This window comes from Legionella beliardensis (assembly GCF_900452395.1).
Taxonomy (GTDB): domain Bacteria; phylum Pseudomonadota; class Gammaproteobacteria; order Legionellales; family Legionellaceae; genus Legionella_C; species Legionella_C beliardensis.
In genome coordinates, this window is sequence record NZ_UGNV01000001.1 from 2,197,004 (window position 1) to 2,221,216 (window position 24,213).

Consider the following 24,213-nt stretch of genomic DNA (forward strand, 5'->3'; position numbering starts at 1 on the left):
CTATGAAAGGCTTAAGCATTAAATATCAGCTTCGCCTTACTACTTTAATCCCGGTTTTTGTTGTCGCGTTGTTATTTGCTGTTTTTTATAACGGATAATTTAACAAAGATTTAAGTCAGCATATGTTCCGCTTAGGCGAAGCTTATATTCGACAGCTTCTACCCGCAGCCCAATTAGCCATGATGCGTAATGACAGGCGTACGCTACAAGGACTCATTAATGCCTCTACCATAAACCCTGAAGTAATAGCACTTGCTTTTTATGACGGTGATGGTCATTTAATGGCCTATCGCGGCGGTAAGCACTCTATTCATACGCCGTTTAAGCCACCCGAATTTACAGGGGACTACATTGAAAGCAAACAGATTGAGCCTTATACAATTAATTTTGTAGCGCCCATTACCATTTCAAAATTTAACCTTTATTCAACTACAACCTTTAAGCGTGCGCCGGATTATATTCCTTTACAGGCAGATGACATTCTTGGCTGGTTATCAATTGACATTGATACAAAATCCATGCTCATTAAACGTTATCAGATGTATATCGTTACCATTTTTATTACTTTGTTTGGTTTATTAATTAGTTTAACTATTCACTATTTTCTTTCCAAACGCATTTATTTACCTATTGCGCGTCTACGCCGTAGTATGAAACAAATCAACCAAAATGAATTTGAAACTCATATTGCTGTATCAAGTGACAGCGAACTTGGTGAAATTGAAAAAGGCTGTGCTCATTTACAACGCCAGTATTTAAATACCATTCATGATCTCAATCACCATATTGAAGTAGCTACTGAAGATTTACAAAATAGCCTTGAACTCTTGGAAGAAAAAAATATCCAACTGTCTTTAGAAAAGAAAAAAACCGAAGAAAAAAGCAGGCAGCAATCCGATTTCATAGCGAATATGAGTCATGAAATTCGCACGCCAATGAATGGTGTCATTGGCTTTACGAATGTCTTACTAGAAAGCAAACTTGATCCTCTACAGCTAGACTATGTAAAAACCATTAAATCATCGGCGCAAGATCTATTAAATATTATTAATGACATCCTTGATTACTCAAAAATGGATGCTGGCAAATTACATCTAGACTGTATACCGCTTGATTTACGTGCTTGTATTGATGAGGTTTTAACTTTAGCAGGCCCCAATGCCCATAAAAAAGCGATTGATTTAATCCCATCTACAGATGTTCGCGTTCCCAAAACTGTTTTAGGTGACCCACTTCGGCTAAAACAAATTTTAACTAACTTAATTAGCAATGCGATTAAATTCACCGACCATGGTTATGTTTTAATTCGTACGACCATTGAGCAAGAATCAGAAAAAGATTATTTAGTCTCTATTTCTGTAGCTGATACAGGCATTGGCATTTCCAAAGAAGATCAAACCAAATTATTTAATGCATTTAACCAAGCGGATACCTCAATCACCAGACGCTATGGCGGTACTGGCTTAGGGTTAGTAATTTGTAAAAAACTAGCCGAAGCCATGCACGGTCGTATTCAACTAACCAGCGAGTTACATAAAGGCTCTAATTTCATCATTAAAATTAAGTTAGAAAAATTAGCCGCTTATGAAGTTGAAAAAAACCAAAGCCATCGTTTCGGTCACTTAAGCGCAATCTGCTTTGATGATAACCCATTGCAACTTGAGGCCATGTGTAATGGTGTAGGCTTTTGGGGTATAAAATGCATGAAAGTGAGTGCCTTTAATCAATTAGAAAAAGCATTTAAGGAATATAAAGACTGCGAAATTGCCTTTATTAATGTCAACGAAGGTTGTGAAAAGCAAGTAGCGCAACTGCTACGTAAACAAACGATTCCCTGTATTATCGTTTCAAAATGGCTTATCCATGACCCACAAGCGCTAGGCGCCAGAGCATTTTTATATAAGCCTTTAAGTATTCAGAAATTATACGACACCATTGAATTTATTTTGACCGAAGCCTCGCAAACGAGTAACAATCACCATGAATTAGAAAATTTAAGAAAGCAATTACGAGTGATTCATCCTGAAATTCTTATAGCCGAAGATAATCCTGTCAATCGCATGCTATTAAGCTCTCTCCTGCAAGAACATGCGTCTATTGAGCTTGTTGAAAATGGCGAAGAAACCGTTAGAGCTTGTCATGAAAAACACTACAATTTATTACTCTTAGATATGCAAATGCCCAAACTAAATGGTCTAGAAGCAGCCGGCCTAATACGCAAGGAATCGGTATTAAATCGCAGAACACCTATTGTGGTTATCAGTGCTAACACCAGCGATGTAAATCAAGAAAGACTAAAAAAATTAGGCATTGACCTTTGCTTAGAAAAACCAATTGATGAAAAACAATTATTGACCCATCTCCTGCGTATTCTTAATAAAACAAAAACATTAGCGATTGATTGGTCACTTTGTGTTCAGAAAGTATCAGGTAATCAAATTTTAGCGGAAGAATTTTTAACCCGTTTTGTCGAAGAACTGACTAAAAGCCAGCCAGAATTTATAGCATTATTTGAGAATAAAGACATTAAAGGCTTAGAGAGTGCAGCCCACAAACTTAATGGTGCGTGCTGTTTTTGTGGTGTACCTCGCCTACAAAGCCAAGTTATTCGCCTAGAGAAAAGAGCAAAACAAGCCCAAACGATAGAGGAATTAGACTCTGTCTTTACCGAGTTTATGCAAAGTACCGAAGAAGTAATTAGTGAATTCGAAAATTTTTATCAGGCGAAAACAATAAATTAATGGGATGGATGTAACATGATACGGAATCTAGCTTACATAAAGATCGGTTCGAATCGATAAAACGTTGTTTAACAAAATCCTTACTAGTCAGAATTACCTATCTTGTAAGCAGGCAATTAACTAATTTTTAGCTTAATTTGGAGTTATTATGTCAGTAAAAAATGCAATCTACGCCCAGTCAGGGGGAGTAACGGCGGTAATTAATGCTTCAGCGTGCGGCATTATTCAAACTGCCCGTCGCTACCCAGAACACATTGGTAAAGTGTATGCGGCAAAAAATGGGATCATTGGTGCGTTAGAAGAACAGTTAATTGATACCTCTTTAGAAAGTAGTGACGCTATCGCAGGCCTTATGCATACCCCTGCCGGGGCCTTTGGTTCTTGTCGATACAAATTAAAAGACAATGGCGCTGAATATGAGCGCTTAATTGAAGTATTTAAAGCCCATAATATTGGTTATTTTTTTTATAATGGTGGAGGCGATTCCCAAGATACCGCTTATAAAATTTCGCAACTAGGAAAAAACATGGGTTACCCTATCACCTGTATAGGTGTTCCTAAAACCGTAGATAACGATTTACCCTTTACTGACAATTGCCCTGGCTTTGGCTCTGTTGCTAAATATGTCGCTGTATCTACCTTAGAAGCTGGCTTTGATGTGGCCTCTATGGCGGCCTCCTCTACTAAAGTATTCATCCTTGAAGTAATGGGCAGGCATGCAGGTTGGATTGCAGCAGCAAGTGGTATTATCAAGCAAGAAGACAATCAACCACCTCATATTATCTTGCTGCCTGAAGTCGCATTTAATGAACAACGCTTTTTACAAAAAGTTGATGACTCAGTTAAAAAGCATGGCTATTGCGTTATTGTAGTTTCAGAGGGTATTCGGGATGCTGATGGTAAATTCTTAAGTGAAGCAGGCTTACGTGATGCGTTTGGGCATGCTCAATTAGGTGGCGTAGCACCCCTTCTTGCTCAATTAATTAAAAATAACTTAGGGTTTAAGTATCACTGGGCAGTAGCAGATTACTTACAACGTGCTGCAAGGCATATCGCATCGCAAGTAGATTTAGAACAAGCTTACGCCTTGGGTGAAGCGGCAGTTGAATTAGCGATAGCTGGTAAGAATGCTATTATGCCTATTATTAAGCGTGAACAGGACATGCCTTATCAATGGTCTATTAGCCACGTTGAGTTAAAAGACGTTGCAAATCAAGAAAGAAAAATGCCTAGTGATTACATTGCCGAAGATGGCATGGGAATTACCGAATCATGTCGTCGCTATCTAGCGCCTTTAATCATGGGAGAAGCCTACCCGCCTTATAAAAATGGCCTGCCTTTGTATGTTCGGTTGCAAAATAAGCTCGTTGAAAAAAAACTCCCTTCTCGAAGTTTATAAATTTTCTAAGGGCAATTCACCTTTGCTGTCACACAGGCAGCAACCAGGAATTGTCCTTTTTACACGGTATTGTGTGTGGCTAGAATAAGTGATCAAAACAACCTTGTAGCCTGGGTGAAACGAAGTGAAACCCGGGTTTCGGCCCTCGGGGCCTGCGCTACGTTTACTTAGTATGACTAAATCACAACCGAATTACCGCGGCGTGTCTACGGTATCCAGTGCAGTGGCACTGACGGGTATGGATACCGTGGTCAAGCCACGGTATTTCGGACTAGGGTAGATAAAACTAGTTGATGCTGTCTTAACCTTTTAATGAAATTTTGCTTGCTTATAAAGACAGTATCTACGTTTTAATTTATCCACGCAACAATGCTTTTTTACACAGGCTATTCTATACCTATATTGTTATTATAAGTAATTTACAATTAGTGAGCTCACCTAGATAAAAGCCTAATCTTCATAATCACTTCTATCCAAACACCACCATTGATTGGACCAAGGATGATAATCAACTTCGAGGAAATTAAGTATACCTTCTACCCGACGGGAGCAGCCTAATTCTCGCTGACCATTGCTGTTGATTTTGAATGTTTTAATATCATCAATACGATAGATTTTCCAATCGTTACCCTCATCTTGAGAATGCGCATGACATTTTTGTTGCGCGGGCGCTACAATGCCACTGTAAAATGTTACTTTAGGAACAGGGCAACCCGTGTTTCGATTTTGAATTTCATAATACAAAGAAAAATCAGTTTTATTTTTTATACAAATAGCATGGCTGCTAAGCGCAAACAGAGAAATAAAAACAATAAGGAATTTTTTCATAGGCAATTCAATTAATAATAATCAAACTACTTTACTAGAAACGATTACAATTAGAAAGGAATAACCAAGTAGATTGTTTGATCAATGACGAGGTAACAACTAATCTTTTTTTAATTATTTAAGAAAATAACCTACTTGCTCGCAACCGCCTCTTGGTCACATCTTATCAAGAGACGGCTGCATGTCTACAGGACTGGAACCTGGGTTTCACTTCGTTTCACCCAGGCTACTTGTTACTTGCTATTTACTAAGTTTTTTACAAGATTCAAACCTTAATCAAGGATAGTTCTTGAATTACACCTCGATCACCCCCTCGCCCACGCAAGCAACTTCATTACACGACCCATAAACAGAGTGCAGCCAAGGGAGTTGATTGAGGTACAATGAAAAATCTGAGTAAGCAACTTGAGTGAAACGACGTGAAACCCAGGTGTAGGTCCTGCGGTCTTGCACCTGCTTGATGAGATATGATCAAGAGGTAGTTACTTGCAAACAGGCTCTCAATGTAAGAACTCCGCCTTGGCTTAATTAAGATTACGCCCGTTTGCAAGCAAACGGGCGACACCTCAGGATTTTGCTTGTCGAAATTCCTTAGTCTTTACTAAAAATAGGCATCAAAAAATTGTTGTGCCTCTTTTTCTGTATCATCCAATGGCTTTATTGGCTCAACATGGTTTAGTGGTGGTTGTAAGCTAGACGCTGGCTTAAAGAACGACATATTGTGTTTAGTGGATGAAGGTTTATTTTTGTTATGAAGAAAATGTAACGCTGCTTGCTCTCTATATTTTTCCTTCCAGGCTTCCGGTGTCTTACATTCAAGTTCTTTTTCAAATTTTATTGATTTCTTTGGCGCTGCAGCTGCTTGCTGCGAAATGTCAGGTAATTCACATTCAAGATCTTCTGCGAATTTTCCAAACTCCTTTTTTGATTCTCTAGCTTTTTCCTGCGAAATACCAAGTAACTCACCTTCAAGTTCTTCTGCAAATTTTTCAAATTCCTTTTTTTCTTCATAACGACTTTTTTGCTGCTTAAGAATTTTATTTCTATGGGCTCGATAATAATCTTTATTATAATAGGGATGAGCTTGTCGATAAGCTTCTGCCTTCGCAAGTAATTCACTTCGGTTAGCTTGATAATAAGCTTTCTGCTTAGCACGCGTTTCATTTGGATGGGTTTCGCGATAAACTTTTTGCTTAGCAAGAAGTTCAGGGCGGTTGGTTTGATAATAACTGTGTTGATACACACGAATTTCATCTGGATGGTTTTCTCGATAAACCTTTTGATAAGCTTTAATTTTATCTTTATTAGCTTCAAAGTATTCCATTCTATACAATTTTTTTTCTACTTCTCGCTCTGCCTGCATGCCAGGCTCATAATAATACCTTCGTGCATCCTGATTGTGTTTTTTTTCTTCAATTTTTCTTTTCATAGTTTTTTAATATAAACAGATTGTGAGATTATCCTACAAACAATCTTTTTTTTGTCAATTAAAAACGTAGCCTATTTGCTTGCAACCAGGTTTTCAATGCAAGAATTTTCATTATTGGGCTTAATTGAGATTACTTCCCGTTGGCAAGTAAACGAGCATTATGCCTATGAACGGCAATTTGAAGGACGGAATCTAGCATTGAGTGTACCACCTGTGCATGTCCAAGTAACATGCCCAGTAGTTGTATCTAAAGTAGGCGTCAATATTATAGTACCACCGCCAGCTGTTGCTGGATAAGTTATTGTAATAGAGCCTACTGAAGGCGTGTTACCTATATTTATAGAGGTCACATTAGGTACTGTTCCAGCTGCTGGTGGTAGATAACCTGCAGCTGCATTGGTAGCAGGTAAAGCACCCGTTGAATGCGCTGTTTCTGATACAGCTGTTTTAGCTGGAGCAGCAAGACTTAATCCTTCTGTAACCCTAGCTCTTATCATATAATTCTGATAAGCCGGAATCGCAATAGCGGCTAAAATGCCCACAATGGCTACAACAATCATTAATTCAATTAGTGTAAAGCCTCTTTGTTTCATTTAAGCCCCTAAGTGTGTTTTCTTATTACTAGATTCTAAGCAGCTTAAGCTGCTTAGAATCTAAAAGCTTATTATGTACGGCAATTGGCTGGACGATATCTAGCATTAAGCGACCCACCTGTACAAGTCCAAGTTATATGTCCAGTCGTTGCATTTAAAGTAGGAACCAATATTATGGTACCGCCGCCAGCTGCAGCTGGATAAGTTATTGTAATAGACCCGGCTGAGGGTGCACTACCTATTTCAATAGAAGTCACATTAGGTACTGTTCCAGCTGCTGGTGGTGTATAGCCTGCAGCTGCATTAGTAGAAGGTAGTGTACCTGTTGACTGTGCTGTCTCGGATACGGCTGTCTTAGCTGCTGAAGCAAGTGTAAGACCCTCGGTAACCCTTGCTCTAATCGTATAATCTTGATAAGCAGGAATTGCAATGGCCGCCAAGATACCTACGATAGCCACGACAATCATTAACTCAATTAGTGTAAAACCTCGTTGTTTCATTGTGTTCGCTCCTTTAAACTAATAAATTTTCATTTTGATTAAGTTACTGCAATTTATATGCCATAACCTTAAGGACGTTTTTTCAGTCACTTAAAACTATTTCTAGTATAAACAAAGATAACATTTATAAATTAAAACTTCTGCTTTTTTAACAGGAAAAATAATATTAATACAGGCGGTTAGGTACGTGCATTACAGGTAAACAGGCCAGTTTCTACTTTAGTTTGTTATTTATTTATAAGTTGACAAAATTAGTCACTTTTTGACTTTTACGGTAGGATAATACTTAAAAATAAATGTTATGCTAAAATTTATAACGTTTACGTATCAAATGTAGCATAAGCCCGTTAAAATAGAGCTTATAATTTAGTAACTTTTTAATGATAGTTAGTATGACTCGCCAAGAACACATCACGCAATTACTGGTTAATGCCTTAAACCCTGTCTTTCTCGAAGTAGAAAATGAATCCTATAAACATAGTGTGCCGCCAGGCAGTGAAACGCATTTTAAACTAATTGTAGTTACGGATGCGTTTCAAAATTTAGAAAGGATAGACAGGCACCGCAAAATTAATGCCTTACTCGCACATGAGCTTGAAAATGGCTTGCATGCCTTAAGCCTTTCTCTTCATACTCCTCTAGAATGGCAAGATAAACAAGGTAGCGTACCAAAATCGCCCCCCTGTCATGGCGGGTCTCGTCATGGCTGAGCAAGTACCTTTTTATGGGCAAATAAAATGTTCCCTTTCGCCGCTGCCGCGCGGAATCCATTTAATCACCGATAATATCAAAACGTCATTGGCAAAATTACCCACGCTGCAGGTTGGTCTCGTGCATTTGTTTTTACAACACACTTCAGCCTCACTTTTAATCAGTGAAAATGCCTCTGATGAAGTACCACTTGATCTAGAAACGCATTTAAATAGATTAGTGCCTGAAGATGATCAATTATATCTTCATACGATTGAAGGCTCTGATGACATGCCTGGCCATATAAAAAATGCCCTACTTGGCAGTAGCTTAACTATTCCCATTACTCAAGGAAAAATGGCGCTTGGCCAATGGCAAGGAATATTTTTATGCGAGCATCGTAATGCCGCTACCGCTCGCCATATTATTATTACGCTACAAGGGCTACAGTGAATTAAGTACGCTTTGAGTAGCCGCGTATTATCCTGGATTGCTTTACCTCTACGTTATAAAGGCTCGCAATGACGCCTTTTCCTAAAATAAAACGTAGATACTGTTTTTAAAAGCAAGCAAAATGTCATTAAAATTATTTTTATTTTTTTAAGGCAGCCTCTACTTGCTTTATCTAACTTAAGTCCGAAATACCGTGGCGTGACCACGGTATCCATACCCATCGTGCCACGTCACTGGATACCGCGGTCACGCCGCGGTAATTCGGTTGGGACTTATTTCACACTAAAATAAACGTAGCCTGGGTGCAGGCTCATAGGGCCGTAACCCGGGTTTCACTTCGTTTCACCCAGGCTACTTGCTAGGTCTCACAATATGAATAACGCCGAATATTGTCATTCCCGTGTAGACGGGAATCTAGTCTGATAATGGCATGATGCTAATATTAAGCCTGGATCTCCGCCTACGCGGAGATGACAGTAAACGTTGACACTGTCCTTAGAAATAACTAGCCTTTTAATGAAGTTTAGCTTGATTTTAAAGACAGTATCTACTTGAGTAAGCTTTAAGCAACAGCATCTTATCTTGGGTTGCCTCACTTTTACGGTGTGAAGGTTTGCAATGAGGCTCTCTCCTCCGTATTGTCTGTCTTTGCGGCGGTTTGCAACTGCTAAAAGCGATGAAATCAGGTTTATACGATAAAAAATAATAAAAGTCTGACTTATCGTAGAAAACTCATTTATCGTTAGAATTATTTGCCCTATAATGGCTATCTTTTTGTCAATAAAATTGCTGAGTACTCTCCTCCATGAAAGCGTGGTCTTCTGAAAAAATATCGGTTTTTGCACTTGTTTTACTGATTACTGGTGCGATTGATAGTATTCGTAATTTACCTGGTACCGCCTTATTTGGTTCTTCATTAATTTTCTTCTTTATCTTCTCAGCGATTGTTTTCTTGATTCCTGTGGCCTTAGTTGCCGCTGAACTTTCATCCACCTGGCCCGAAGAAGAAGGCGGCGTTTATAGTTGGGTAGAATCCGCTTTTGGCGAGAATGTTGCTTTTTTCGCCATTTGGTTGCAATGGATAAATACCATGGTTTGGTATCCAACTATTTTATCGTTTATTGCTGGCATCTTAGCTTACCTTATTAATCCCGACTTAATTCAAAATAAATTTTATTTAATTTCAGTTATTTTAATTGTTTTTTGGTCATTAACTTTTTTAGGGTTATCCGGTTTACGGGCATCAGCCGCCTTTGCCAGTTTTTGTGCAGTTGTTGGCATGATTCTACCTATGGGCTTTATTATCCTTTTAAGCCTCATTTGGCTGATTAAGGGCAATCCCATTGCCATTGATTTAAGCCTAAATCACTTAATTCCTCATTGGGGTGAAACCCAGTCTTGGGTCTCTTTAACAGCCATTATGACTTCTTTTTTAGGCATGGAATTGGCAGCGGTACACGTGCGTAATGTTAATTACCCCCAACGCAATTTTCCCCGGGCCATGTTTTTTTCAGTCATTTTGATTTTAATTACTATGATTTTAGGGTCACTAGCCATCGCTTTTGTTCTACCAGCAGAAAAAATTAGCCTAGTAGGTGGTGTTATGCAGGCATTTAATAATTTTTTTCAAGCTTATCATTTAAATTTTCTAATGCCGGTGTTAATTATTTTACTGCTATTAGGCAGCCTAGGCAGTATGGTCAACTGGATCATTTCACCTGCCAAGGGGCTTTTGTTAGCAGCAGATAAGGGCTTTTTACCTCATTGGCTTTATCGCTTAAATGAGCATGGTATTGCGACCCGCATTTTGATCTTACAGGCGGTACTCGTGACGCTGCTGTGTAGCGTCTTTTTACTATTTCCTAGCATCAATGCAATTTATTGGCTTTTTACTGACTTAAGTACTGAGCTCTATATTATGATGTACGTTTTAATGTTTATTGCTGCTTGGCGCTTAAAAAGTAAATTCGCAACCAGGCCTCGCCCTTTTGCTATTCCTGGTGGAAAATTGGGTTATTATTTGACGTGCTGCCTTGGCTTAATTGGCTGCATCATTACTCTTATTATTGGGTTTATTCCGCCAGAAACAAGTGTGGATATTGGTGGTGCGAGTCGTTTCCGTTTGGTATTTAGTCTGGGTATTGTTTTAATGCTGTTGCCTGCTTTTTTGCTTTATTTTCGCAAAAAAGCAATGAATGTTGCCAAAATTAGCTATAGAGAAGCTGACTAGCCTGGATAGATTAGATAGTCTTCACTTGTGAGTTGCATTAAGAATTGCTAAAACTTTTCACATGCTTTCGCTAAATCTTCGGCAGTATTAATATCTTGCTGAGGAACAGTACAAGCAACATCAACTCGTATTTTATGACCTGTCCATAACACGCGTAACTGTTCTAATGCTTCGCACTGTTCTAATTTACAAGGTGGCCAGCTGACATAATCAAGTAAGAAATGAGCTCGATAGGCATATAAACCAATATGCTTAAAAGCATGGCTAATGCTATTAGGTTCATCACGATGGGCAGGAATAGGTGCTCTTGAAAAATAAAGGGCATTATTAAGGTGATCACGCACCACCTTAACAACATTAGGATTTAATAACTGTTCTTGCTTTTCAATTGGCCAGCATAGCGTTGCCATCATTAATTCTGAATTTGTTAGAATCCTTGCAACCTGGCTAATTAAAGTAGGCTCAATAAATGGCTCATCGCCTTGCACATTAACAATAATGTCATCTTTGGTATAAAACCCTCTGGCAATAACCTCAGCGATTCGGTCTGTTCCCGTCGTATGAGCTGTGGAGGTCATTTCAGCCTGTGCACCAAATTCTTTGGCATGGGTTGCAATATACTCACTGTCAGTTGCAATCGTAATTGACTTAGGTTTTGCTTTTAAGACTTGTTCATAAACACGTTGAATCACTGTTTTGCCGCCAATTTCCATCATTAATTTACCAGGTAGGCGTAATGATTGGTAACGTGCGGGAATAACCACATGAAAATCATTCGTCATAAGGATTCCTTTTCTTCCAAAGGTATTAAGCGGGCTTCTTGTTCAAGCATAACTGGAATAGCATCCCTGATTGGATAAGCAAGCCTGTCAAAACGACAAATCAATTCATCATCTTTTAGCAATAATTTACCTTTACATAAAGGGCAAACCAATATTTCTAATAAACGCTTGTCCAAAAGAACTCCTTAAAACTATTTAGATACATGGGTGACTTGATTACGAATATAACTAGGCAATGCCTCTAAAGCGGTAATTGGCGCTACCTGCTCTGCTAGCACCAAGCGTATCATAGTACTCGCCTTTAAAGAAACCTCTTGTTGTTTTACAACGCTAGCCTTTAAAGATTGCGGTAAATCTTGATAATAAGCTTGATAGCCTATACCGGCTAACCTTAAAGGTTTATCCGTTATAATATTGATATCGGCAGCATCAGATACATATTCTGCAACGTCTAGCCAAGAATTATCACGATAATAAGCCCAATAAACTTGATTCATGCGCGCATCTATCATAGCTAATATCGCAGGTGCATCATTTTCATTTTGATTAAGTGTTATCTCATAAGCAAGGGTTGCTAAGCTACTGACTGGATATACCGGCAGATTATGAGGGTAAGCTAAGCCTTTCGCTAGACTACAAGCAATGCGCAACCCGGTAAAACTTCCAGGCCCACGGCCAAAAACAATACCGTCTAGTTCTGCAATAGATAAATTTTCCTGACCTAGTAATTGATCAATCATGCTTAAGATAAATTGAGCATGCTGCCCCTGGCCAACTTGACTAAGCTCGGTTATCTTACCTTGATTAAATAAGGCGATAGACGCAATCGACGTAGAGGTATCAAACGCTAATAACTTCATTATTAAATGCCAATTGATTAATAAAATTTAACACACATTGTTCATCTCGTGTTTTTTGTAATAAAGGTAAGCTTGCAAAGATTTGTCGCCCATAAGTTCTACCCGTCAAGCGCGGATCAGCAATCATTAACACCCCTTTATCGGTGGTGTCTCGGATTAAGCGCCCTACTCCTTGCTTTAAAGCAAGGACTGCATTAGGTAAGGACAATTCATCAAAGCTTGATAAGCCTTGCGCTTTTAGATAAGTTATTTTCCCGCGCATGACTGGATCAACAGGGCTTGCAAACGGTAATTTATCAATAATGACGCAAGATAATGCCTCACCTTTTACATCCACACCTTCCCAAAAAGTTGCAGTCCCTAGTAAAACAGCATTACCTAATTGCCTAAAGCGCGCCAATAAAATAGGCTTTGCTTCCTCGCCTTGAATTAATAATGGATAGTCTAAATTATCCATCAAAAGCTCAGCAACTAATTTTAAAGCCCGGTGACTTGTAAATAAGAAAAAACAGCGGCCCTGGCAAGCATCAATAATAGGAAGCGCTTTTTCAACGAGCACTTGATAGTAGGATGGATCATTTGGGTCAGGCAAAAAACGAGGCAAATAGAGCAGTGCTTGTTGCATGTAATTGAAGGGACTTGGCAAAAGTAATGTTGTTGCTTGTTCTAACCCTAGCGGTTTAGTAAAGCAGTCAAAAGATGCCCCCATGGTTAAAGTTGCGGAAGTAAAAACATAGGCACACGATAATTGTTGCTTAAGCAGCAGCTGAAAAAATTGCGCCACATCATAAGGGGTTGCATGCAAGACTAGCGCATGCTTGTAGCGCTCTATCCACTTAATAAGGGTTTTATTGGATTTTTGAAAAGTAAGTGCAGTCGTTTTAAAAGCCTCTAAACGCTTAGCACATCTTTTTAAACCCGCACTCTCTTCTTCCTCAACATCCTTAAGGCAATCAAGAAAGGTATCTATTAATTGTAGCAATTGTTGCCAAGCCTTTTGAAACGGTTGATTACGCTCAATCACATCCCAACTTAACTTTTCCTCTTTTAGAGGTAAACTTGCTATTAATTGATCAATCACTTGATCAGTTTCTAAGCTTAATTTTTTCAGCGGTTGATTAGCTAAATCAAGTACGGGCCATTCATGCAAAATATCATCTATTAAATCGCGTAATTGCCGTGTTCCTAAACGCTCTTCATTAAAATGAGCAGCAATTTCAGCTAACTGATGTGCCTCATCAAAAACAACCACTTCAGCGCCTGGTAATAGTTCACCGAACCCTTCTTCTTTTAAGCGTGAATCAGCAAAAAATAAATGATGGTTAATGATGATTAAATCAGCATCCAGCGCTCTTTTGCGTGCCTTAACTAAAAAACATTCTTGGTAATAAGCACACTCACTGCCTAAACAATTGTCGGTGGTAGATGTTATATAAGACCAAAGTGGCGAATCTTCTTTAATTTCCGGTAATTCACTACGCTCACCATAAGCAAGTTGCGGCAATTTTTCTTTAACTTTTAAAATATCATGAATGAGCTGCGGATTACTAAAAAGCCCCTCTTCAGCATGCTGCTCTATGCGGTAACGGCAAAGATAATTAGCTCGGCCTTTTAAATTTTGCACGTTAATCGCTCGCCCCAAGGCACGTGCAAGGAGCGGCAAATCTTTTTGAAATAATTGATCTTGTAGCGTTTTAGTTGCTGTTGAAATGAGTGCTTTTTTGCCGCTTAGCAAACAAGGCACTAAATAGGCAAAGGTCTTGCCTGTGCCTGTGCCTGCTTCTGCAACAAGAATCGATTTTTGCCTAATAGCCTCTGTCACTGCCAACGCCAAGGTTACTTGCGACTGGCGTGCTATAAAACCAGGAATTGCAGTAGATAATCGTCCTTTCTCACTGAAGATATGTTGACAATGAGTCAACTCATCATCAGTTAGCGCACTTATTTCCACTCTTTCTCAAGAAATTGTAACTTATCTTTTACTTCTTCCCATTCCTTTGCATCAGTAGGCGCATCTTTCTTGGCAGTAATATTTGGCCATTCTTTAGATAATTCTGCATTAAGCGTCTGAAATTGCTTTTGCTCATCTGTTAAATCATCTTCAGACATAATCGCTTGCACCGGACACTCAGGCTCGCAAAGTGCGCAATCAATGCATTCATCAGGGTGAATAACTAAAAAATTAGGCCCCTCATAAAAGCAATCAACGGGACAAACTTCTACGCAATCAGTGTATTTACATTTAATACAACTTTCAGTCACAACAAAAGTCATTTTTAAATTACCAATAGTTCAAATTTAATCGTTATTAAAACACAACTTACCTAGCTTCGGCTAGCTTAGTTGCTCGCTCTCTTTTAGTTATCATCTAAATCTAACACAGGCCCTATCGGCACAATACGGGTAGGGTTAATGGTATGATGACTATAATAGTAATGCTGCTTAATATGGATAAAATCAACAGTTTCTTTAATACCTGGGTAATGATAAAGCTGCTTTAGATAGGCATGCAACGCTGGGTAATCACTGATTCGTCGTTTGTTGGTTTTAAAATGACCGTAATAAACTGCGTCAAAGCGAATCAAGGTCGTAAATAAGCGCCAATCAGCTTCTGTAAGTTGCTCGCCTACTAAATAATTAGTCTGCTTAAAATGCACCTCTAGTTCATCTAGGGTTGTAAATAATTCTTGAAAAGCGTTTTCATACGCTTCTTGGGTGGTTGCAAAACCACAGCGATAGACACCATTATTGACCGTATGATAAATTTTTTCATTAATAGCATCAATCTCACTTCTTAAAGAAGGGGGATAAAAATCTTGCTCATCGCCAGTTAAGTGATTAAAAGCCACATTAAATTGCCGAATGATTTCTGCTGATTCATTACAAACAATCGTTTGTTTTTCTGTATCCCACAGGACTGGAACCGTGACGCGCCCAGTATAATGAGGGTCAGCCTTACAATATAACTCGTGTAAATAACGTAAACCATAGAGCTTATCACCGGTAGCACCTAAGCCTGTCTTAAATTCCCATCCTTGTTCAAGCATGTGAGGGTGAACGATAGAGATATCGATAAGGCTAGTTAATTTTTTAAGAGCTCGAAAAATTAAAGTACGATGCGCCCAAGGACAAGCTAAAGAAACATATAAGTGATAGCGATTCGCCTCTGATGGAAATAAAGCGCTTGGCTCACTACTGATGGCATGATGAAATACTGAAGGCTCACGCTTAAAAGCACCTTTTGTCTTTGCGGTATCATACCATTTATCTTGCCATACCCCATCCACTAATAAACCCATAGTAATTTCCTATATTAATTTTAAGTTAATGTGTACTTGAATTTCTAAGCTAATAGGAAACGAAAATTCTTTTGAATTTCATTTAAATCAAATTTATTAAGAAATAAAGAAAAGCTCATCCAAGCACTAAGCGCTGCTAAGTCTTTAAAAGGTGGCGGTAAATAAACAGGTGGCGCAATGATTTCTCTTTCTAAGAGCTCAATTAGTAAAGGCATATCATCTAAAACTAATTTACCGACAAACAGTAAAGGAATCGTTTCTACTCGATGTTGACTGATTGCAAAACGAATAAAATTATAAATGAGTAAAAATCCTTTTGCGTAGGATAAATCTTTTGTAAAAGGCCCACCATCGGGTGTACTGCCACGAAAAATCCGCACGGCATGATTGTAACTATCCATAGGGCTTAAACCGCAGTCTAAAAAATAATGATAGATATCAAGAAAATTTGCCCCTTGCCTTACTTTATCAAGCGCAATAACCCGATTAGTGATTTTACGTATTCGTCCAGGATAAGAAGAAAATGTGACCACCTCAGTAATGACGGCCAAACCCTCTTGAATCACACTGCAAGAAGGTGAACCTTTTGATAAGAACGCGCAATAAGGTTGCGTGCTGCCATTTAATGTGGTGCCTACATGTACCCAACCCTCATGAACCTCTAAATATTTTACATCGCGATCGCTAAATCTTGCGTGTTGACTTAATTTAATATTATCCGCCCCGGCTGAGGCATCAGCAATCATATCATCACTAACCATGACAGTAATTTTACCAGGATGTAAGTGAAAAAAAGCGCTTAAACGCGTTTGCAGGATTTGCTGTGCTTCTTCGGGCGTATAACGTTTTAAATCAGCATCAGATTGCAGCTGTACATCTAATGCAGTCAATAAATCAAAAAGTAACGTTCCTAGCTCGCATAAACGTGGACCGCCTAAATAAAATACATCATCAGGACTACCATATAATTCAGTAGCTAATCTACTAAACGTAGGCGTTCCACGTGCAGCCAACATCTCTATTGCTTTAATATACTCTTCACACTGGCGTTTAATTAAACGGGTCACTGGAGAATATTGGCCTAGTTGATTTTGTGCATCGCGTAAAATTAAGCGAAATTCTTCTGCCTTTTGTTGAGGCTCAAAAGGAAGCGGTCGTTTATCATAATAAGTGTGATCTACGGCAGGTAGCTTTTTGGCTTTATCATGAAAAAATTGCTGACGAATAGAATCATCCCATTTAATGCTATCTAGAATGCGAATTTGACTTTGTGCCTCAACCAGTCGGGCTGATAATTCTTGAATAACAATTAATTCATTTGATTCCATAGTTTTACCTTAACTAATTGTTTGAGCTTTAATCTCTGTTGGCGGCGGTACAAGGCTTACTGTTAAATTTGCACCAGGTGTAGGTAAATCATAAAAATGACTAATGTTTGCTTGGGTTAAAGGAGGCGGAACATTCGGCAAGGGGCCATTTTCACTTTGTAAGTAAATATGCTCACCATTCGTTGCATAGCGTGAACAGGAAACAAGTAATAAAGTTGATAAAGACGCTAAAACAAATTTTTTCACAACAAACCTCATTAAATTAACTGTAATCGACTTAAAGCCTGTTCTAAGGTCGCATGATGCTCACTTGATAAAGGCGTTAAAGGTAGACGTAACTCATTGGCAATTAAACCCATCCTGCTTAAAGCCCATTTCACAGGAATAGGATTAGACTCAATAAAAAGTAAACGATGTAATGCTTGCAGTTGCTCATTAATCGCGATAGCTTCTTCACTATTACCATCAAGAGCCATGTCACATAATTTCGCCATTTGTTTAGGAGCCACATTGGCGGTTACAGAAATAACACCTTTAGCACCAGCTAGCAACCATTGTGCTGCTGTATCATCATCACCACTATAGATATCTAAGCTGCAATCACATAATTGCCAGATTTCTTTTAAACGCTCTAATTTACCACTCGCCTCCTTAATACCTACTATATTCGATATTTGTGCAAGCCTTGCTACCGTTTGCGGAAGTAAATCACAAGCAGTACGACTTGGCACATTATACAGTATTAAAGGAATCGCTACAGAGGCTGCAATTTGGCTATAGTGTTGATATAAACCTTCTTGAGTTGGCCTAATACATGCAGGTGTCATAATCAGTGCAGCATGTGCTCCACAGTCCATTGCCATTCTTGTTAACTCAATACAATCTCTGGTTGCATTTGCTGCGGTGCCTGCAATAACAGGAACTCGCTCGCGCGCTTGCTCAAGCACGGTTTTTATCACTAAAAACTTCTCGTCACAACTTAATGTTCCAGCTTCTCCCGTTGTGCCAGCAGCAACAATTGCATGCGTTCCTGCTGCAATATGAAACTCAACTAGCTCTCTTAAACGACCTACATCCACTGCATCATCTTGCATTGGAGTTACTAAAGCTACCATACTACCGCGAAACATAGTTTTTTCTCCTAGAAGTCCATTATTCAATACTACTGGTGCAATAGCTTTTTCACAAGGTGGTTTCTATGTGTATGATTTTATTTTAGTCATTTTACACAAATTTGTACTAATATGTTTATTGAGGGAACTAACAATAGGAAGAAAACTATGAAAAAAACATTACCATTTGTACTTTGTGCTGGGTTATCAGCGCCATTACTTGTAGGATGCACAAATAGTGATGTAGGTACTGTTGGCGGCGGCCTTGCAGGTGCAGGTATCGGCTATGCAGCTTCTGGTGGAAGCGGTTGGGGAACTGCAATAGGAGCTGGTGCTGGTGCTTTAATTGGTAATGCAGTCGGTCGATCTCAAGACCGTTACTATTATGGATATGGAAACCGGTATTATTATGGCGGCCAATATCCTTATTATTACTACTAAAAAATTCTTATACATTCCTTTATTTTTCTTTAAGACTTTTAGTAATCAAAGAAGTCGAGATTGCTAAAAGTCTTTTTCTTACGCTTAAAAAAAATCCAAAAATCGTTGCTATACTGGTAACAGAACTCTTTAAATAAGGACATCAAGTTATGCGCTTAAGAGATAAAGTAGCAATTGTTACGGGAGCTGCAAGTGGAATAGGGAAAGAAATTGCACTGCTATATGCCAAGGAAGGAGCTAAAGTTGCAATTGCTGATTTAAATCTTTCTCAAGCAGAACTTGTAGCAGAAGAGATTAAGGCTGATGGCCATAGCGCGATTGCGGTTGCTATGGATGTGACTAATGAAGAGCAAGTGAATACCGGTATCGATTCTGTCGCTGATCAATTTGGCAACATAGATATTTTAGTCAGCAATGCAGGCATTCAAATTATTGATGCGATTGAAAACCTGTCTTTCGCTAATTGGAAAAAAATGCTTGCCATACACCTTGATGGTGCTTTTCTTACAACTAAGGCATCTATAAAACATATGTATACGTCAAAACGAGGTGGAAGCATTATCTATATGGGTTCAGTGCATTCAAAAGAAGCATCAAAGCTTAAAGCACCTTATGTGACTGCAAAGCATGGCTTACTTGGCTTATGCCGCGTTGTTGCTAAAGAAGGGGCCGCCTATGGTGTACGCGCCAATGTAATTTGCCCAGGCTTTGTACGCACACCGTTAGTCGATAAACAAATTCCGGAGCAAGCGCAAGAACTTGGCATAACCGAAGAACAAGTTGTAAAAAATGTCATGTTAAAAGATACAGTCGATGGTGAATTCACAACCACAGATGACGTCGCAAAAACAGCGCTATTTTTTGCTTCTTTTGAGTCGAATGCTTTAACAGGACAGTCACTTATTGTGTCACATGGCTGGGTTATGGAATAACCATTATCATTATAATCAATGATGTGGAGTCTACTATGAATGAATCACAAATTAGAGAAAATGCGTTTGCAATGCCCCTAAATTGCCCTTCTTACCCACGTGGACCTTACCGTTTTATTAATCGTGAATATTTCATTATTACCTATGAAACAGACATGGATTTTCTACGTGAAGTTGTACCAGCACCCCTGGAAGTCACCGAGCCCTTAGTTAAATTTGAAGTCATTCGTATGCCAGACAGTACGGGCTTTGGCTGCTACACAGAGTCAGGTCAAGTGATACCGGTTTATTTTAATGGCACATTAGGAAGTTATACGCATGCGATGTATTTAGATGATCTATCACCGATTGCTGGTGGACGTGAAATATGGGGATTTCCTAAAAAATTAGCTAAACCTCGTTTATTTGTCGAACAAGAAACATTAATTGGTACTCTTGACTATGGCAGCACACGCATCGCATCAGCCACAATGGGTTATAAATATCAAACGGTAGAAGAAGAGAAGGTTATGACGGCACTAACAGGCCCCTCCTATCTGTTAAAAATAATACCGCATGTTGATGGCAGCACGCGTATTTGTGAATTAGTTGAGTACAGGCTGTCAGATGTAGTCATTAAAGGGGCTTGGTCTGGGCCTGCCCAACTAGAGTTACTGCATCATGCGATGGCGCCGGTTGCAATGCTACCCGTAAAGCGTGTTGTTTCTGCAGTCCACATTTTATCCGATTTAACCTTACCTTATGGTAAAGTCATTCACGACTACCTCAAGTAATCTCAGTTCAACATAAAAACAATTCAATAAAAAACCAGGTTAAGCGCCTGGTTTTTTTATTACATCTTTAAATCTAGGGTAACTTAGGCCCAACTATTTGCAATGAAGGGGATACCCAATAGATAGTTTGATTGGCATTTAACTTATAGGGAATAAGCAGGGATTTCTTATCTTTAAACTGCCAAAATTCACCACAATATTTGCCATCACCTCTAGTAGAAACAACATCAATCACTTGACCATGCTGATTTTTAAACTGATGACAATAGGTTGCATCTTGATTAGGCGGCACACGCAAAGGTGAATTAATTAATTCAATTTCACCTTGCTTATTAAATGAAAAAATCGCTCGCGATAAGCCTGCATAAATATCATGGCTAAATCTTAAAATTAAAGAAGAAAACAGCAAAACAACAAGCGTTGTTTTAACTTTACGCCTAAGTGGTGTTCTACCTTTGATTACTCTATAAATAATATTCCAAGCGATTACGATTCCTAACAGGCTAATTATTGTCGTTAGCACTTTAACTCCTATCTAATTAAATACTTATTTTTACCTACTCATTTGCAAGTAGAAGGCCTTTTTCAATATTAACATTTTAATTTACGTAAATGTATGCGGCGCTCCGTGTCCACTAGCAAAAAATGATTAGGCGGCACCGATTGCCATTCAGCCTTAAAGTCATTTAACCTTTCTGACGTGATTAAAACACAATCATGTACATCCGTGCGCTTTGGACGATAATACCTGTCTTTAGGGGTTAGCCAAATAGAACCTGCTGAATAATGCATTGATTCGGGTTTAATTTTTTTATTAGATGAGTAGCGGCTTGCGACGATACGTTGCCCATCGGTTAGGCAAATATTAAACAACGAGGGGTCATTAGTTGTGCCGTACTGCTTCACTAATTGATTAATTTGCTTAATTGTTTCTTGCAATGTATCTGCAACCACCGCAAGCTGAGTAAGATCTTTGCCCTTAGCAAGCTGTAAAAATAAAGCAAAAAGATGCTCAGAATCTGTCTCGCCCTGAATCCAATTATAAATATCATCATCCAATAGGTGACGCAGATGACGCTTAACCGACATAAAATCACTAATCCCACCATTGTGCATAAGCATCCACTGCTTATAAACAAAAGGGTGGCAATTATAATTATTAGTACCACCTACACTGGCAGCACGCACATGGGCAAAGAATGAGCTTGATTTAATTTTTGCTGTTAAGTAAAGGAGATTACGATCACTCCAGGCAGGAAAAATAGAAACAAACAAAGCAGGTTCAGAACTTATAGATGGCGTGTACCACCCTAGGCCAAAACCATCGCCATTAGTAGGCACTGTTGATTCACGTGCTTTTAGGCTTTGCATAACGATAGAATTACTTGGCTTAACTAAAATTTCTTCAAGTAAAATTTCAGAACCCAGATAAGCAACTAAGCGACACATGCCCGCTCCTTTTATCAACACTAGATTCTTTAATTTTAGACAGATTCAAACCAAACGTATTAGAATAGCTCTTTATTCAGTAATCAAATGAGTTTTATTGGGTTTTGTTAACTTCTCCACGCAGCAATATCCTGCCTGCAAACGGCGATCTATATTTAATACGAACAAGTGTAGGTCGGACGCTTCGCCCATAGCCGTCAGGCTAAGCGCCCAAGAGTCAAGGTAGAGGCAGGCAGAGGTAAATTTGGTCCCTTTTTGGAAGCGCCAAAACTATCCATGCGGCTCGATGTTGTGCATCCATGCACAACCATGTTCCAAAAAGTGCCCAAACTTACCTCTGCTGTGAGACCGTAAGTACTCTAAACATATTATTTTCTATGGTGATAAGAGAACTATTTGCTTAGCCTGACGGCTATGGGCGAAGCGCCCGACCTACGCTTGCTGCGGTCAAGCCGCGGTATTTAGATAGCATGGAAAGAAATCAAAGAAAAGAACGAATTACCGCGGCTTGACCGCGGTATCCAACGATGTGTTTTACTTCTTTTTATCAGAGGTGCTGGTCGGCTTAGTCTTATCCTCTTTTTTTAAAGTACGGCATACCTCTTTGGTTGAATCAGTATTAGGCGTGATGTGGCATATATTTTCTAAGCCTTCCACTTCCGGATGCGCTTTATTTTTATCCTTTTTGTCCATATGAATTCTCTGTAATTAACTTATTTTAAGCTTAGAGCAATTTAATAGCAGATACAATGTAAAAAAACTTCCTTGTTAAACCAAAAACCTCCATGTATAATTTATATACAATCATATTGGAGGGAAACACTATGAATAAAATACGGACTTCATTATGGATGGTTGCACCTGTTGTACTGCTAAGTAGTTGTACAGTCATCGAATCAACAAATTATGTTCCCGCTGTAGCAACTACCGATTACGTATCTAACATTGGCTATTATGGGACGAGTCCTTATTGGGGAAATGGTTATTATAGTGGGCATGCCTATAGTACTTGGTATGGCGATTATTATGGTCCTAGTGTCTATGTCAGTGATTGGAGCTTTTAGACTTAAGAATGATACTTAAAACCTTAGGTCTACTGGCTTAAAAGTCAGTAGACTTTTTAAAGCGTGCTTAGGTATCCTCTTCTTCAATGGTTAAATCGGTTTGATCTAAGCCTTTTTCTTCAGTTAAACGAATCTGTAGAGCAACATTATTCTTAGAATCAGCATAGCGTATGGCATTTTCCTGAGTAATTTTTCCATCCTTATATAAATCGAACAATGCTTGATCAAACGTCTGCATGCCAGACTCGCGGCTTTTAACCATCGCCTCTTTAATTTCATCTATTTTGCCTTTTTCAATTAAATCAGCGACATAAGGCGTGTTGATAAGGATTTCTACTGCAGGTGCTCGTTTCTGCGAAATACCAGGAATTAAGCGAAGTGAAATAATAGCGCGTAAATTTTGTGCTAAATCTTGCAATAATTGCTGCCTTGCTTCATCTGGAAAAAAATTAACGATACGTTCGAGCGCTTGGTTAGCATTATTGGAATGCAAAGTCGATAAACAAAGATGACCTGTTTGCGCATAGGCAAGCGCATGTTTCATGATGTCTCTTTCTAAAATTTCCCCAATTAGAATCACATCGGGTGCTTCGCGCATTGCATTTTTTAAAGCATTCTCATAACTTAAAGTATCAATACCTACTTCACGTTGATCAACAATACTTTTCTTATGTTTATAAAGGTATTCAATTGGATCTTCAATGGTTAATATGTGTCCACGATGATTTTCATTACGATAATCTATCATTGATGCGAGCGTCGTTGATTTTCCTGAACCTGTGGAGCCTACGACTAAAATGAGACCGCGCAACTCCATAATTAATTGTTTCAATATAGGAGGTAGTTGTAATTCATCTATCGGGGGAATATTGCCTTTGATATAGCGAATGACCATGGCGACTTCGCCCCGCTGCCTAAATACATTCACTCGAAAGCGGCCAACATTAGTTAATGAGATAGCAATATTAAGCTCTAATGTTGCTTCAAATTCTTTGCGCTGATTATCATTCATAACAGACGCTGCAATCTCAGCCATTTGTAAGGATTTTAAAGGCACTTGACCAACTGGCGTGGCTACACCCTGAATTTTAATATAAGGCGGCACGCCAACACTGAAAAACAAATCAGAGGCGTTTTTATCTACCATTAATTTAAAGAATGGGGTTATATCCACTTTCTTACCTTTGCTTCCTTTTCTATTTAAAATTGTAGATAAAATATTAAAAATCGCAATCTTATACTGCCTCAGCCAATAGTATTATTTTTGGATAAATAGTAAAAACTCAACTACAGTAGTGATAAGGGATTAA

The 24,213-nt window shown here is 38.8% G+C and carries 25 protein-coding genes and 1 pseudogene; 9 read left to right on the forward strand and 17 right to left on the reverse strand.

The features are described 5' to 3' along the window. The first annotated feature begins 2 nt into the window (after window positions 1-2). Together letS and DYE47_RS09700 are read left to right on the forward strand one after the other, a co-directional pair. Window positions 3-2,741, forward strand: a pseudogene (gene letS, locus DYE47_RS09695) (two-component system sensor histidine kinase LetS). A gap of 148 nt (window positions 2,742-2,889) precedes the next feature. Then, complete coding sequence (locus tag DYE47_RS09700; RefSeq protein WP_115303074.1) at window positions 2,890-4,140, forward strand: 6-phosphofructokinase; 1,251 nt, start codon at window positions 2,890-2,892, stop codon at window positions 4,138-4,140. 450 nt (window positions 4,141-4,590) lie between these two features. Here the strand turns inward: DYE47_RS09700 and DYE47_RS09710 are convergent, their stop codons facing one another. From DYE47_RS09710 to DYE47_RS09725, 4 genes are all read right to left on the reverse strand, one after another. Continuing rightward, the gene (locus DYE47_RS09710; protein ID WP_115303076.1) at window positions 4,591-4,968 is read right to left on the reverse strand and encodes a hypothetical protein; all 378 of its coding nucleotides are present in this window, start codon (window positions 4,966-4,968) and stop codon (window positions 4,591-4,593) included. A 601-nt stretch (window positions 4,969-5,569) separates the two neighbouring features. After that, complete coding sequence (locus DYE47_RS09715; RefSeq protein ID WP_115303077.1) at window positions 5,570-6,397, reverse strand: hypothetical protein; 828 nt, start codon at window positions 6,395-6,397, stop codon at window positions 5,570-5,572. Between the two features lie 164 nt (window positions 6,398-6,561). Then, window positions 6,562-6,990, reverse strand: a complete 429-nt coding sequence (locus DYE47_RS09720; protein ID WP_115303078.1) for a pilin — start codon at window positions 6,988-6,990, stop codon at window positions 6,562-6,564. Between the two features lie 71 nt (window positions 6,991-7,061). Then, window positions 7,062-7,490 (reverse strand): pilin, encoded by a 429-nt coding sequence (locus DYE47_RS09725; RefSeq protein WP_115303079.1) that lies wholly within the window; start codon window positions 7,488-7,490, stop codon window positions 7,062-7,064. 392 nt (window positions 7,491-7,882) lie between these two features. Between DYE47_RS09725 and DYE47_RS09730 the strand changes: the two genes are divergently transcribed. From DYE47_RS09730 to DYE47_RS09740, 3 genes are all read left to right on the forward strand, one after another. After that, window positions 7,883-8,200 (forward strand): BolA family protein, encoded by a 318-nt coding sequence (locus tag DYE47_RS09730; RefSeq protein ID WP_115303080.1) that lies wholly within the window; start codon window positions 7,883-7,885, stop codon window positions 8,198-8,200. Then, on the forward strand, window positions 8,193-8,633 hold the full coding sequence (locus tag DYE47_RS09735) for a secondary thiamine-phosphate synthase enzyme YjbQ (RefSeq protein WP_115303081.1): 441 nt from the start codon (window positions 8,193-8,195) through the stop codon (window positions 8,631-8,633). The genes DYE47_RS09730 and DYE47_RS09735 overlap by 8 nt, the downstream gene beginning before the upstream one ends. A gap of 805 nt (window positions 8,634-9,438) precedes the next feature. After that, window positions 9,439-10,863 (forward strand): amino acid permease, encoded by a 1,425-nt coding sequence (locus tag DYE47_RS09740; protein WP_115303082.1) that lies wholly within the window; start codon window positions 9,439-9,441, stop codon window positions 10,861-10,863. Between the two features lie 47 nt (window positions 10,864-10,910). Here the strand turns inward: DYE47_RS09740 and kdsB are convergent, their stop codons facing one another. From kdsB to dapA, 9 genes are all read right to left on the reverse strand, one after another. Then, entirely contained in the window at window positions 10,911-11,645 is a 735-nt protein-coding gene (kdsB, locus tag DYE47_RS09745; protein WP_115303083.1) for a 3-deoxy-manno-octulosonate cytidylyltransferase, read from the reverse strand. Beyond that, window positions 11,642-11,821 (reverse strand): Trm112 family protein, encoded by a 180-nt coding sequence (locus DYE47_RS09750; RefSeq protein WP_115303084.1) that lies wholly within the window; start codon window positions 11,819-11,821, stop codon window positions 11,642-11,644. The genes kdsB and DYE47_RS09750 overlap by 4 nt, the downstream gene beginning before the upstream one ends. A 15-nt stretch (window positions 11,822-11,836) precedes the next feature. Beyond that, window positions 11,837-12,505, reverse strand: coding sequence for a tRNA (adenosine(37)-N6)-threonylcarbamoyltransferase complex dimerization subunit type 1 TsaB (gene tsaB, locus DYE47_RS09755; protein WP_115303085.1), 669 nt, complete (start codon window positions 12,503-12,505; stop codon window positions 11,837-11,839). Then, a complete protein-coding gene (gene yoaA / locus DYE47_RS09760) occupies window positions 12,486-14,456 on the reverse strand; it encodes a DNA repair helicase YoaA (RefSeq protein ID WP_115303086.1) in 1,971 nt (656 codons plus the stop codon). Before yoaA ends, tsaB begins: the two co-directional genes overlap by 20 nt. After that, on the reverse strand, window positions 14,447-14,779 hold the full coding sequence (fdxA, locus tag DYE47_RS09765) for a ferredoxin FdxA (protein ID WP_115303087.1): 333 nt from the start codon (window positions 14,777-14,779) through the stop codon (window positions 14,447-14,449). Before fdxA ends, yoaA begins: the two co-directional genes overlap by 10 nt. 83 nt (window positions 14,780-14,862) lie before the next feature. Next, a complete protein-coding gene (locus DYE47_RS09770; RefSeq protein WP_115303088.1) occupies window positions 14,863-15,804 on the reverse strand; it encodes a glutathione S-transferase family protein in 942 nt (313 codons plus the stop codon). 44 nt (window positions 15,805-15,848) lie between these two features. After that, a complete protein-coding gene (locus DYE47_RS09775; protein WP_115303089.1) occupies window positions 15,849-17,132 on the reverse strand; it encodes a flavohemoglobin expression-modulating QEGLA motif protein in 1,284 nt (427 codons plus the stop codon). Window positions 17,133-17,141: 9 nt separating this feature from the next. Further along, window positions 17,142-17,378 (reverse strand): hypothetical protein, encoded by a 237-nt coding sequence (locus tag DYE47_RS09780; protein WP_165482033.1) that lies wholly within the window; start codon window positions 17,376-17,378, stop codon window positions 17,142-17,144. Between the two features lie 11 nt (window positions 17,379-17,389). Further along, on the reverse strand, window positions 17,390-18,262 hold the full coding sequence (dapA, locus tag DYE47_RS09785) for a 4-hydroxy-tetrahydrodipicolinate synthase (RefSeq protein WP_115303091.1): 873 nt from the start codon (window positions 18,260-18,262) through the stop codon (window positions 17,390-17,392). Between the two features lie 150 nt (window positions 18,263-18,412). On the opposite strand from dapA, the gene DYE47_RS09790 reads away from it, so the two are divergent. From DYE47_RS09790 to DYE47_RS09800, 3 genes are all read left to right on the forward strand, one after another. Beyond that, on the forward strand, window positions 18,413-18,685 hold the full coding sequence (locus tag DYE47_RS09790; RefSeq protein ID WP_115303092.1) for a glycine zipper domain-containing protein: 273 nt from the start codon (window positions 18,413-18,415) through the stop codon (window positions 18,683-18,685). A gap of 149 nt (window positions 18,686-18,834) precedes the next feature. Then, complete coding sequence (locus DYE47_RS09795) at window positions 18,835-19,617, forward strand: 3-hydroxybutyrate dehydrogenase (protein WP_115303093.1); 783 nt, start codon at window positions 18,835-18,837, stop codon at window positions 19,615-19,617. Between the two features lie 35 nt (window positions 19,618-19,652). Further along, window positions 19,653-20,390 carry an acetoacetate decarboxylase gene (locus DYE47_RS09800; RefSeq protein WP_115303094.1) on the forward strand — a complete coding sequence of 246 codons (738 nt, stop codon included), beginning with the start codon at window positions 19,653-19,655 and terminating at the stop codon, window positions 20,388-20,390. A 73-nt stretch (window positions 20,391-20,463) separates the two neighbouring features. Here the strand turns inward: DYE47_RS09800 and DYE47_RS09805 are convergent, their stop codons facing one another. From DYE47_RS09805 to DYE47_RS16060, 3 genes are all read right to left on the reverse strand, one after another. Next, window positions 20,464-20,913: a hypothetical protein gene (locus DYE47_RS09805; protein WP_115303095.1), complete on the reverse strand. Its 450-nt coding sequence runs from the start codon at window positions 20,911-20,913 to the stop codon at window positions 20,464-20,466. A gap of 68 nt (window positions 20,914-20,981) precedes the next feature. Beyond that, window positions 20,982-21,839: a class II glutamine amidotransferase gene (locus DYE47_RS09810; protein ID WP_115303096.1), complete on the reverse strand. Its 858-nt coding sequence runs from the start codon at window positions 21,837-21,839 to the stop codon at window positions 20,982-20,984. Between the two features lie 534 nt (window positions 21,840-22,373). Then, the gene (locus DYE47_RS16060; RefSeq protein ID WP_160149887.1) at window positions 22,374-22,532 is read right to left on the reverse strand and encodes a hypothetical protein; all 159 of its coding nucleotides are present in this window, start codon (window positions 22,530-22,532) and stop codon (window positions 22,374-22,376) included. A 131-nt stretch (window positions 22,533-22,663) separates the two neighbouring features. Here DYE47_RS16060 and DYE47_RS09815 point away from each other — a divergent pair, with 131 nt between their 5' ends. Beyond that, window positions 22,664-22,903 (forward strand): hypothetical protein, encoded by a 240-nt coding sequence (locus tag DYE47_RS09815; protein ID WP_115303097.1) that lies wholly within the window; start codon window positions 22,664-22,666, stop codon window positions 22,901-22,903. 67 nt (window positions 22,904-22,970) lie between these two features. Here DYE47_RS09815 and DYE47_RS09820 read toward each other — a convergent pair whose 3' ends face one another. Then, a complete protein-coding gene (locus DYE47_RS09820; RefSeq protein WP_115303098.1) occupies window positions 22,971-24,077 on the reverse strand; it encodes a PilT/PilU family type 4a pilus ATPase in 1,107 nt (368 codons plus the stop codon). Window positions 24,078-24,213 lie beyond the last annotated feature (136 nt).